Genomic DNA, 11,912 nt, shown 5'->3' with positions numbered 1-11,912 from the left:
GGTGAGCAACATTGGGTGCTTCATTAAATGAAATCAAACAACGCATTGCATCAACAAAAAAGACAAGCCAAATTACCAAAGCGATGCAAATGGTTTCTGCAGCCAAATTGACCAAGTCAGAAGGTGCCTCTAAAAGCTTTCAAGAATATTCTTCAAAAATTCGTAGTGTCGTTACGCATTTAGTAGCTGCTCAGTTAAGTGAATTACGTGAAACAGAACAATCTTCTCTTAGTGAAGGGAACTATCATGTGATGTTAGCACAACGACCTGTTAAAAAAACAGGCTATATCGTTATCACTTCTGACAAAGGGTTAGTTGGTGGCTACAATAGCTCAATCTTAAAACAAACCATGAGTATGATTCAAGAAGACCACGATTCTAATAAAGAATATGCCTTAATCGCCATTGGTGGTACAGGGGCGGAGTTCTTTAAAGCACGCGGAATCGATGTTTCCTATGAGCTCAGAGGCTTAACGGATCAACCAACGTTTGAAGAAGTCCGTAAGATTGTGACAACGGCAACGACTATGTACCAAAACGAAGTGTTTGATGAATTGTATGTTTGTTATAATCACCACGTTAACTCACTAACAAGTCAGTTTCGTGTGGAAAAAATGTTGCCAATTACTGATTTAGATCCATCAGAGGCGACCTCTTACGAACAAGAATATCTTTTAGAGCCTTCACCTGAAGCAATCTTGGATCAATTATTACCACAATATGCAGAAAGCTTAATTTATGGGGCGATCATTGATGCGAAAACAGCAGAACATGCTGCTGGGATGACCGCCATGAAAACAGCCACTGACAATGCGCAAAATATTATTAGCGATTTAACAATTTCTTATAACCGTGCTCGTCAAGGGGCGATTACCCAAGAAATTACAGAAATTGTTGCTGGTGCAGCTGCACTAGAATAATCTAGTCTTACGTTTGAACGTTTATAAAAACGTTCAAAGCGTGTGACTTTATGAAGACTGGAGGAAAGAAATTATGAGTTCAGGAAAGATTGTTCAAGTAATCGGTCCCGTTGTTGACGTGGAATTTTCATTAGATCAATCCTTACCCGATATTAACAACGCTTTAGTCGTTTATAAAAATGGCGAAGCAAAACAAAAAGTAGTACTTGAAGTCGCTTTAGAACTAGGTGATGGAGTGATTCGTTCTATCGCCATGGAATCGACAGATGGTTTACAACGTGGAATGGAAGTTATCGATACAGGAAAATCAATTTCAGTTCCTGTTGGTAAAGATACATTGGGTCGTGTGTTTAACGTTTTAGGAGACACAATTGACTTAGAAGCGCCATTCCCTGCAGATGCTGAACGTAGTAGGATTCATAAAAAAGCGCCAGCATTTGATGAATTAAGTACCAGTAATGAAATTTTAGAAACAGGGATTAAAGTTATTGACTTATTAGCACCTTATCTAAAAGGTGGTAAAGTCGGACTTTTCGGTGGTGCCGGTGTTGGTAAAACCGTCTTAATTCAAGAATTAATTCATAATATTGCCCAAGAACATGGGGGGATTTCCGTCTTTACTGGTGTTGGTGAACGGACACGTGAAGGGAACGACCTGTACTATGAAATGAAAGATTCAGGCGTTATTGAAAAAACAGCCATGGTTTTTGGTCAAATGAACGAACCACCAGGTGCACGGATGCGTGTGGCCTTAACTGGGTTAACGATTGCTGAATATTTCCGTGATGTGGAAGGACAAGACGTGCTATTATTTATTGATAACATTTTCCGTTTCACCCAAGCCGGTTCAGAAGTTTCTGCCCTTTTAGGTCGGATGCCGTCAGCCGTTGGTTACCAACCAACCTTAGCGACTGAAATGGGACAATTACAAGAACGGATTACTTCAACGAAAAAAGGATCAATTACCTCTATTCAAGCAATCTATGTTCCAGCCGATGACTATACCGATCCAGCGCCAGCAACAGCGTTTGCCCATTTGGATGCAACAACTAACTTGGAACGTAAATTAACCGAACAAGGGATTTATCCAGCGGTAGATCCGTTAGCTTCATCTTCTAGTGCCTTAGCTCCTGAAATTGTTGGAGAAGAACACTACGAAGTGGCTACCGAAGTGCAACATATTTTACAACGTTACCGTGAATTACAAGATATCATCGCTATTTTAGGGATGGACGAATTATCAGATGACGAAAAAGTACTTGTTGGTCGCGCACGCCGTGTTCAATTCTTCTTATCTCAAAACTTTAACGTTGCTGAACAATTTACAGGTCAACCTGGTTCTTATGTACCAGTTGCGGAAACAGTTCGTGGCTTTAAAGAAATTCTTGAAGGTAAACATGATAATCTGCCAGAAGAAGCCTTCCGTAGTGTCGGTAAAATTGAAGATGCCATCGAAAAAGCGAAACAATTAAACTACTAGAAAGGCGGCAAACACAATGGATAGTCTTACTGTGAATGTAGTAACGCCTAATGGTCTAGTTTATGACCACCATGCAAAAATCGTTGTGGCGAAAACAACAGATGGTGAAATTGGTATTTTACCAAAACATGCGCCAATCATCGTTCCGCTAGCGATTGATGAAGTCCGCATCAAACGGACCGATTCAGATACACATGTTGACTGGGTAGCTGTAAATGGTGGTATCATGGAAGTCCGTGATAATGTCGTTTCTATTATTGCCGATAGTGCCGAACGTGAACGAGATATCGATGTACCTCGTGCTGAACGAGCAAAACAACGAGCAGAACGTTTAATTGAAGAAGCCAAAGCAAAAGACGACCGCGATCAACTACGTCGTGCGACTGTTGCTTTGCATCGTGCAATCAACCGGATCAACGTATCGAAACATGGGTAAAAAAGGCTGAAGGATTCAGTCACTTTTGTAGAGTTTAAGGCGCTTGCTATTGAGTCAGGTGCCTTAAACTCTATTTCTTCGTATTTTTTAATAAATAGTGTCAAATTTTGGCATTTCAAGTGGATTAATTATCGGTTTTTATTATTTTGTGATAAAATGTTCCTACGTTAGAAAAAAGGAGGCTCCTTATGCAATACTATGGAGTAGATGCTATTGTTCGAATCGTTAGTCATCTTATGTTCATTTACATAAGTTTTTGGGCGTTGCAATCATTGCGTATTGAGCAATTTTTCAAAACCCAATTTACACCGCAAATTAGAATGCTGATGGTATTTTTAGCCATCGCTATCGGATACACAGTTAGCTCTTTTGCTTTAGAATTGATTGCGCTTTGTCGAAATCTTTTCATTGTGTATTTTCCTTAAAAATTGAAAAATAAAAAAAGGTACAATTTTTAGTTGAATAATGGTATAATAGTAAAGATTTTGAATAGGAATACCTATTCTCATTTTTTTGGGGGGAACAAAATGGAACAAATTATTGTTCATGGTGGTAATACAAAATTAGAAGGAACTGTAAAAATTGAAGGCGCCAAAAACGCTGTTTTACCAATTTTAGCAGCTACTCTTTTAGCTGAAGAAGGCGTTACTACTTTAAAAAATGTACCAATTTTATCTGATGTATTTACAATGAATCAAGTAATTAAGCATTTGAATGTAGCCATTGATTTTGATGAAGACGCGAATGAAGTAACAATAGACGCAACACAACCTTTAGGGATCGAAGCAAACTATGAGTACGTTAGTAAAATGCGTGCTTCTATCGTTGTAATGGGACCTTTATTGGCTCGTAATGGTCATGCCAAAGTGGCAATGCCAGGTGGCTGTGCCATTGGCAAACGACCAATTGATTTACACTTAAAAGGCTTCCAAGCATTAGGTGCAAAAATCATCCAAAAAAATGGTTACATTGAAGCAATTGCGGATGAACTAATCGGTAACACTATTTACTTAGACTTCCCAAGTGTCGGCGCTACGCAAAATATTATGATGGCTGCTGTTCGTGCGAAAGGAACAACCATCATTGAAAACGTCGCTCGTGAACCTGAAATCGTTGACTTAGCAAACATTTTAAACAAAATGGGTGCCAATGTTATCGGTGCTGGGACAGAAACGATGCGTATCGAAGGCGTCGATAAATTACATGCCGTAGAGCATTCAATCGTTCAAGATCGAATTGAAGCAGGTACGTTCATGGTAGCTGCAGCAATGACTGAGGGCAATGTTTTAATTGAAGAAGCAATTTCTGAACATAATCGTCCGCTAATCTCTAAATTAACTGAAATGGGTGCAATCATTGAAGAAGAAGAAAACGGCATCCGTGTAATTGGACCAAAACATCTAAAACCAACAGATGTTAAGACAATGCCGCATCCTGGTTTCCCAACAGACATGCAAGCGCAAATGACAGCGATCCAAATGTTTGCTGAAGGAACAAGCATCGTGACAGAAACAGTCTTTGAAAATCGTTACCAACACTTAGAGGAAATGCGTCGAATGAACGCTGACTTAAAAATTGACGGCAACATTGCCGTTATTAATGGTGGCAACGAGTTACAAGGAGCAGCAGTTGAAGCCACTGATTTACGGGCAGCTGCCGCATTGATTTTAGTAGGGTTACGTGCAAATGGCATTACACGTGTCTCTAATTTGAAATATTTAGATCGTGGCTATTATGAGTTCCATAAAAAACTTCAAAAATTAGGCGCGAACGTTGAACGCGTCAATGATGAAAAAATTGAAGAAAAACAAGCAACGACAGTAATCTAAAGGAGTCAAACGTATGAGTTCATTTCGTTATATTTTAGTAACATTATTGAAAATTCTAGTGGTCATTTCGTTAGTCATTATCTTATTTGTTGTGGGAACAATGATTGGTTATGGTTTGATTGGAAATGGGAATCCAATGGATGTCTTTGATGAAAAAATTTGGACTCATATTATGAACTTCTTTAAATAAAAACTTATTTTAAGGCGGTGAACAAAAGTCAATTGACGATTGTTCATCGCCTTTTCTTTTTCCTGAATATCTATTTTATTCTATGCTATAATAATAGAAGTAAGATAATGAAGGAGTGGGATGGAAGATGCAAGCAACCGTAACAGAAATAGGCAAACATGCAATCGATGATTCAGAAAAAATGATTATTCTTTTTGGAGAAACTGCTACCGATACCTTGAAGCAACATGCAGTTATTCAATCATTCCCAGAAAAAGACCAAGTTACCTTGGCAGAAGGAGATCATCTGAAAATTGGCGATACAAATTATACAATCACAAAAGTGGGTTCTTTTGCCAATAGTAACTTGCAAAGTATCGCTCACAGCACTTTAATCTTTGCTGATGCACCAACCGATGAGGATGATGTTATCCGAAATGGTGTTTATTTAACGCCCCATCAGTTACCAAAGATAACTATTGGAACAACAATTGATTATTTAGTAAATGGAGCGTGAATCAATGGATAAAAAACAAACGACTGATAAACGCCTGTCTTGGTTTTGGCGTTGGTTTTTAAATAATCAAGTAGTAACAGCCTTACTGATTGTCTTATTGGTGCTGTTAATTATTCTAACTTTTACGAAAGTTTCTTATTTATTTAAGCCCGTCTGGCAGTTTTTCGGCGTTGTCGGCTTACCAGTAATTATGGCGGGAATTTTATATTATTTATTAAATCCGATTGTCGATTATTTAGAGAAAAAACAAATCTCACGTGTCTGGAGTATTATCGGCCTATTTATTTTAATTGTGGCACTACTCATTTGGGGTGGTATTGTAATCGTTCCTAAAATTCGTGAGCAATCTGTCAGCTTTGTAAATCATTTTCCTCAATATATTGATACAATTGATCAAAAATCGCAGGAAATATTAAGTGATCCACTTTTCGCGCAATTTAGAGAACAACTTGAAGCGGCAGGCGATAAAGTTGTCAGTTCGTTAGGTACTATTATTAAAAACGTCTCAACGTTCACAGTACAAGGAATTGGTAATTTCTTTGGGGCGGTGGCTACGATCTTTGTCGCCATCATTACGATGCCCTTTATTCTATTTTATTTACTGAAAGATGGCAAAAACTTAGCGCCATATTTAATGAAGTTTTTACCAGTGAAGATGCGTAAACCAACCTTAAAAGTTCTTGCAGAAGTCAATGATCAAGTCTCTTCTTATATTAGAGGACAATTAACTGTCGCTTTCGCAGTGGCAATTATGTTTATGATTGGTTTTTCTGTCATTGGCTTAGATTATGCAGTCACTTTAGGTATTGCAGCAGGCTTTTTAAATTTAATCCCTTATTTAGGGTCATTTTTAGCCATGATTCCAGCAGTCTTTTTAGGAATTGTCAGCGGGCCAGCTTTGTTAATTAAAGTCTTGATTGTTTTTGCCATTGAGCAAACGGTCGAAGGTCGGTTTATTTCACCACTTGTCCTAGGCAGTCAGTTATCCATTCATCCAGTCACCATTTTGGTTGTTTTATTAACGTCTGGTAAATTATTTGGGATTGTCGGGGTAATTTTAGGAATTCCTGTTTATGCCGCAGCTAAGGTGATAATTACACACATTTTTGAGTGGTACCAAATTGTTTCTGGTTTGTATGATGAAGATAAGCCAGATCAACAAGAATCTACGTAACAAAAGAGACAAGCAGTGAACGAACTGCTTGTCTCTTTTTGCTGTAAATCACTCGGAAAATTTAGAATGTTTTACCGTATTCAGTTGCTTTGGTCATAGCAGTATTTAAAAGTTCTTCCGCACGATCAGGGAAATGATCGATTCCTTCGATGAATAATCCGTCGACTTGATCAACACCAATAAAGTTTAGAATCGCTTTAATGTATTGAGAAGCAAAATCTTTTCCTTCGTAGAAGCCGCCATTTGATTGGATGTGTAAGGCTTTTTTACCACTTGTTAGAGGTTTTGGTCCTTCTGCAGTATATTGGAATGTTTTTCCAGCAACGTTGATTGTATCTACCCAAGCTTTTAAGCGTGTCGGTACGTTTAAGTTCCACATTGGATTAGCAATTACTACTTTGTCTGCAGATAAAAATTGATCAGTTAATTCATTAAAACGAGCCACTTTTTGTTGTTGGTTTTCGCTTAATGTTTCAAATGCTGCGCCAGCGCGAAGTGCACCCCAAGCAGATAATAATTCTTCATCGATTTCCGGCATGTTTGTTTCTGGTGCATAAACATCTAAAATTTCGATTTCGTCTGATGGATTTGTTTCACGGTATGAAGCTAAAAATGTTTCTAACGCACGAACTGAGCGTGATTCTTCTTTTGTTAATGGATGTGCTTTAACAACTAATAATTTTGACATTGTGTAATCTCCTTAAAATAAATAGTTTAAAAATTCAACATCTCTATTTTACTAATAAAAAGTAAGAGAAAGCAAGTCTTTTTTTTACTTTTAGTAAACTTTTTTTTAAAATGGATCAAAAGAGTAAAAAATAAATAAAAATATTTTTTGGAAAGGCTTGCATATTAAAAAAAAGCATGCTATTATTACTTTGTAAATAAGGATTGTTACTGCTTTGCAGGCAAAACCAGAGTCTTCCATTAACACAATCAGTGGAGGGATTCTGGGCTTTTTTTATAAAAAAGTGAGGTTGCATTCATCATGAGGATTGAAAAAGTTTTAAATAATAATGTCGTGCTTTCAAGAAATGAGCAAGGCGAAGAAATTGTTTATATGGGACGCGGCTTAGCCTTTCAAAAGAAGATTGGAGACACGATCAATCCAGATTATGTTGAAAAGGAATTCGTGTTAAAGGACTCCGCTATGGCAGGGCAATTCCAACAGCTGTTTGAAGACGTCCCCACCAAAGAAGTAGAAGTCGTCAAACAAATCGTTGATTTAGCAGAAACAACGCTAGCGATTGAGCTTTCATCAAATATTTATTTAACTTTAACGGATCATATTCACTATGCGTTACTTCGAGCCAAAGAAGGAATTGATATTCCGAATCCTCTTGTATTCGAAACACGCAAATTTTATCCTAAAGAATTTGAAATCGCAAAGCAAGCATTAGCGATTATTGCTGAAAAGCTAGGGATTCAATTTTCAGAAAATGAAGCGGGCTTCATTGCTTTTCATATTGTGAATGCTGAACAAGGAAATGGCAATATGGAAGTTACCATGGAAGCAACCAAGATGGTTCGTGATATTTTAACGATTATTAGTCGCTACTTTGGACAGGTGTTTGATGAAGATTCATTGAACTATCAACGAATTGTTACACATCTTCAATATTTTGCGCAACGTTATTTAAAACAAGAAGCGCATGATGAGGAGGACGAATTTCTTTTTGCATTGGTCCAAGGAAAGTATCCTAAGGCGTTTCAAGCGGTCCAACGTATTAATGAGTATTTATTAAAAAGCTATGATCGACCAATTGATCAAGCGGAAATGATTTATTTAACCATTCATATCCAAAGAGTGGTCAATGATAAAAAAGCATAACAACCAATAATCGCGGATTGTTACTGATAATGCAGGCAAAACCTAGATTGAAAAAACCGATAACGATTTTCGCAGACTGCGCAGCTGTGAAGAGAAGGATCTGGCTCTTTTTCAATGTAGGTTTTTTTGATATTAAAAATTAATGGAAATGAGGATCTAGAGATGAGTAAAAATCAAGAAATTGCAGCACGTGTGTTAAAAGCTGTCGGGGGCGAAGGCAACGTTAATAGTGTTGTTCACTGTGCTACGCGCTTACGTTTTAAATTAAAAGATGAAAATAAAGCAGATACTGCTGCATTGAATGCTGACCCAGATGTTATTCAGGTAGTTCAAAGTGCAGGACAATATCAAGTGGTTATTGGCAGTCACGTTAGTGATGTTTATAAGGATTTGATGGCCAACAGTGGACTAGGTAATGATTCTGATAATAGAGAAAAAGAAAGTGGCGGAAATATCTTTAACCGTTTAATTGATATTATTTCTTCTATTTTTACACCGTTTTTAGGTGCAATGGCCGGCGCTGGGGTTCTAAAAGGCTTCTTAACATTAGCTGTAACTATGGGCTGGTTAGCTGACACTTCAGGCGTATATCTTGTTCTCTTTTCGATTGCAGATGGCTTATTTACTTTCTTACCAATTATGTTAGCGTTTACGGCTGCTAAAAAATTCAATACTAATCCCTTTTTAGCGGTTGCTTTGGCGATGGCCTTAGTTCATCCCAGCATTACTGCTTTAGCAGGCAAAACAATTAGCTTTGCTGGTCTTCCAGTGATTATTGGGCCAAGTGGCTATACTTCTTCGGTTTTACCAATTATTTTGGCTGTTTTTGCACAAAGTTATGTGGAACGTTTCTTCAAAAAAGTAATTCCGAGTTTTCTACAAATTATCTGCGTTCCGTTAGCTGTTTTCCTTATTATGGCACCTGTTACCTTCTTAGCTATTGGTCCTATCGGGACGGTCATCGGCGATTGGTTGGGACAAGGATACAACGCAATTTACGCTTTTAGTCCAATTATCGCAGGGTTATTAATGGGTTCGTTGTGGCAAGTCTTGGTAATGTTTGGTATGCATTGGGGCTTTGTACCAATTATGATGTTAAACTTAACACAAGGTGGCGATACGATGGTACCAATGTTATTACCAGCCGTTATTGCACAAGGCGGGGCTGCTTTAGCTGTCTTTTTCCTAACAAAAAATGTGAAATTAAAAGGTTTGGCTTTGTCTTCAAGTATTACGACTATTTTTGGAATTACTGAACCAACTGTATATGGCGTGACTTTACCATTGAAAAAACCATTTATTGCAGCTTGTATTGGTGGCGGTATCGGTGGAGCATTTGTGGCTATGAATCACGTGAAAAACTTTACGTTTGGCTTGGTTAGTATGTTGAGCTTGCCTGGCTTTATTCCTGCAGAGACAAAAGATACTGCACCGATGATTACTGGTGCAATTGGTGCCGGAATTGCCTTTATCATTGCGTTTGTCTTAACGTTTGTCTTACGTTTTGAAGATCAACCTAATCCAGAAACAGCAACTGAAAAAACAGCAACTGATAAGATGGTGGCACCTGTAAAAACGAATCAAGAAGACAAAATTATTTTAGCAAGTCCACTTCAAGGTGAAATTTTACCGCTAGAAAAAGTACAAGACCCTGTTTTTGCGTCAGGTGCTTTAGGAAAAGGTGTTGCAATTGAGCCGACTGAAGGCAAACTGTATGCACCCGCAGATGGTGAAATCACCACATTATTTCCGACAGGACATGCTGTTGGCTTGACGACAACAGAGGGCGTTGAATTATTAATGCATATTGGCATGGATACGGTCGAATTAGATGGTAAAGGCTTTGAATTATCAGTGAAACAAGGTGATTCTGTTAAAAAAGGAGATTTGCTGGTTACTTTTGATATTGCTGCCATTAAAGAAGCTGGTTATCCAGTAGTTACACCGATTGTGGTAACGAATACGAATGATTATTTAGATGTTTTGGATATGAACCAAACAGACGTGTTACATGGTGAAGACTTTTTAGCCATTATTAAATAAAAGACAATTGGAGGAGGAACAAGTATGACAACAACGACAAAATTTCCAAAAGGATTTTTATGGGGCGGTGCGACCGCAGCCAATCAATTAGAAGGGGCTTACTTAGCCGACGGTAAAGGTTTATCTGTGGCAGATGCGATGCCGGGAGGAAAACAACGTTTCGCTATTTTAGGAGATGAAGCGTTTGATTGGACGATTGACGAAACGAAATATCGCTACCCTAATCATACAGGAATTGATCACTATGATCGCTTTAAAGAGGACATTGCGTTGTTTGCTAAAATGGGCTTCAAATGTTATCGGTTTTCAATTGCGTGGTCGCGTATTTTTCCACAAGGAGATGAAACACAACCGAATGAAGCCGGCTTGAAATTTTATGATGCGGTTATCGATGAATGTTTAAGCTATAACATTGAACCAGTAATTACGATTTCTCATTATGAAATGCCACTGCATTTAGCGAAAGAATACGGCGGGTGGAAAAATCGTCAATTAGTTGACTTTTATGAACGTTTTGCGGAAACTGTTTTAACACGTTACCACCAAAAAGTTAACTATTGGATGACATTCAATGAAATTAATTCAGCTTTTCATTTTCCAGCACTTAGTCAAGGATTGGTAAAAAGCAATGGAGCCAATGATTATCAAAACATTTTCCAAGCATGGCATAATCAATTTGTTGCAAGTAGTAAAGCTGTAAAAATTGGCCATGAATTAAATCCAGAATTAAAAATTGGATGTATGATTATTTATGCAACAACGTATGGCATTGATTCGAATCCAGTCAATCAAGTTGCTACAATGATTGAAAACCAAGAGTTTAATTATTATTGTACAGATGTTCAAGTTCGTGGTGAATATCCAGCATACGCAGAACGCATATATCAAAAATATGCTGTGAAAGACTTAGTCATTGAAGAAGGCGATTTAGAATTATTAAAAGAATACCCAGTGGATTACATTGGCTTTAGTTATTATATGTCGACTGCTGTCGATGTTACTGGTACTACCAACGATACAGCAAATGGGAATCTTTTAGGCGGCGTTAAAAATCCCTTCTTAGAAGCAAGTGAATGGGGTTGGCAAATTGATCCCGAAGGCTTACGAATTGCCCTAAATGAATTATATAATCGTTATCAAAAACCTTTATTTATTGTGGAAAACGGCTTAGGTGCAATTGATAAAGTAGACGAAAATTTCTATGTGGCAGACGACTATCGGATTGATTATTTACGTCGTCATATTGAAGCAATGGCAGAAGCAGTTGCAGATGGCGTCGATTTAATGGGCTATACGCCGTGGGGCTGTATTGATTTAGTCAGTGCTTCCACAGGTGAAATGAGTAAACGGTATGGGTTTATTTACGTTGATTTAGACGATGAAGGAAATGGTACTAAAAACCGTTATGAAAAAAAATCGTTTAATTGGTACAAACAAGTTATCGAAACTAATGGACAAAACTTAGACTAGTTATTGTAATTAAACAAAACAAGATAAGCGTAGCAGGTTGTTG

The 11,912-nt window shown here is 37.7% G+C and carries 12 protein-coding genes; 11 read left to right on the top strand and 1 reads right to left on the bottom strand.

Annotation, left to right across the window (positions count from 1 at the left end; all coding sequences use genetic code 11):
* The first annotated feature begins 11 nt into the window (after positions 1-11).
* The 8 genes from AB3I72_RS04215 (at position 12) to AB3I72_RS04180 (ending at position 6,525) form a co-directional block, all read left to right on the top strand.
* Positions 12-920 (top strand): F0F1 ATP synthase subunit gamma, encoded by a 909-nt coding sequence (locus AB3I72_RS04215; RefSeq protein WP_368023609.1) that lies wholly within the window; start codon positions 12-14, stop codon positions 918-920.
* 73 nt (positions 921-993) lie between these two features.
* Entirely contained in the window at positions 994-2,400 is a 1,407-nt protein-coding gene (gene atpD, locus AB3I72_RS04210; RefSeq protein WP_368023607.1) for a F0F1 ATP synthase subunit beta, read from the top strand.
* 16 nt (positions 2,401-2,416) lie between these two features.
* The gene (locus AB3I72_RS04205) at positions 2,417-2,836 is read left to right on the top strand and encodes a F0F1 ATP synthase subunit epsilon (RefSeq protein WP_002356559.1); all 420 of its coding nucleotides are present in this window, start codon (positions 2,417-2,419) and stop codon (positions 2,834-2,836) included.
* Positions 2,837-3,024: 188 nt separating this feature from the next.
* Positions 3,025-3,261, top strand: a complete 237-nt coding sequence (locus tag AB3I72_RS04200; RefSeq protein WP_002367155.1) for a DUF1146 family protein — start codon at positions 3,025-3,027, stop codon at positions 3,259-3,261.
* Between the two features lie 102 nt (positions 3,262-3,363).
* On the top strand, positions 3,364-4,665 hold the full coding sequence (murA, locus tag AB3I72_RS04195; RefSeq protein ID WP_002356562.1) for a UDP-N-acetylglucosamine 1-carboxyvinyltransferase: 1,302 nt from the start codon (positions 3,364-3,366) through the stop codon (positions 4,663-4,665).
* 13 nt (positions 4,666-4,678) lie between these two features.
* Positions 4,679-4,855: a DNA-directed RNA polymerase subunit beta gene (locus AB3I72_RS04190; RefSeq protein ID WP_002356564.1), complete on the top strand. Its 177-nt coding sequence runs from the start codon at positions 4,679-4,681 to the stop codon at positions 4,853-4,855.
* 127 nt (positions 4,856-4,982) lie between these two features.
* Entirely contained in the window at positions 4,983-5,351 is a 369-nt protein-coding gene (locus tag AB3I72_RS04185; RefSeq protein ID WP_002356567.1) for a PTS glucitol/sorbitol transporter subunit IIA, read from the top strand.
* A gap of 4 nt (positions 5,352-5,355) precedes the next feature.
* On the top strand, positions 5,356-6,525 hold the full coding sequence (locus AB3I72_RS04180) for an AI-2E family transporter (protein WP_002381494.1): 1,170 nt from the start codon (positions 5,356-5,358) through the stop codon (positions 6,523-6,525).
* A gap of 61 nt (positions 6,526-6,586) precedes the next feature.
* Here the strand turns inward: AB3I72_RS04180 and AB3I72_RS04175 are convergent, their stop codons facing one another.
* Positions 6,587-7,213: an FMN-dependent NADH-azoreductase gene (locus AB3I72_RS04175; RefSeq protein ID WP_002367152.1), complete on the bottom strand. Its 627-nt coding sequence runs from the start codon at positions 7,211-7,213 to the stop codon at positions 6,587-6,589.
* Between the two features lie 300 nt (positions 7,214-7,513).
* Between AB3I72_RS04175 and licT the strand changes: the two genes are divergently transcribed.
* The 3 genes from licT to AB3I72_RS04160 all read left to right on the top strand — a co-directional run bounded on the left by licT (position 7,514) and on the right by AB3I72_RS04160 (position 11,869).
* Entirely contained in the window at positions 7,514-8,356 is an 843-nt protein-coding gene (licT, locus tag AB3I72_RS04170; RefSeq protein WP_086279986.1) for a BglG family transcription antiterminator LicT, read from the top strand.
* Positions 8,357-8,518: 162 nt separating this feature from the next.
* Positions 8,519-10,399 carry a beta-glucoside-specific PTS transporter subunit IIABC gene (locus AB3I72_RS04165; protein ID WP_010715394.1) on the top strand — a complete coding sequence of 627 codons (1,881 nt, stop codon included), beginning with the start codon at positions 8,519-8,521 and terminating at the stop codon, positions 10,397-10,399.
* Between the two features lie 24 nt (positions 10,400-10,423).
* Positions 10,424-11,869 (top strand): glycoside hydrolase family 1 protein, encoded by a 1,446-nt coding sequence (locus AB3I72_RS04160; protein ID WP_002382651.1) that lies wholly within the window; start codon positions 10,424-10,426, stop codon positions 11,867-11,869.
* Positions 11,870-11,912 lie beyond the last annotated feature (43 nt).

The organism is Enterococcus sp. GC34, from assembly GCF_040886645.1.
Classification (GTDB): domain Bacteria; phylum Bacillota; class Bacilli; order Lactobacillales; family Enterococcaceae; genus Enterococcus; species Enterococcus faecalis.
This window is presented reverse-complemented; position numbering and strand designations above follow the sequence as displayed.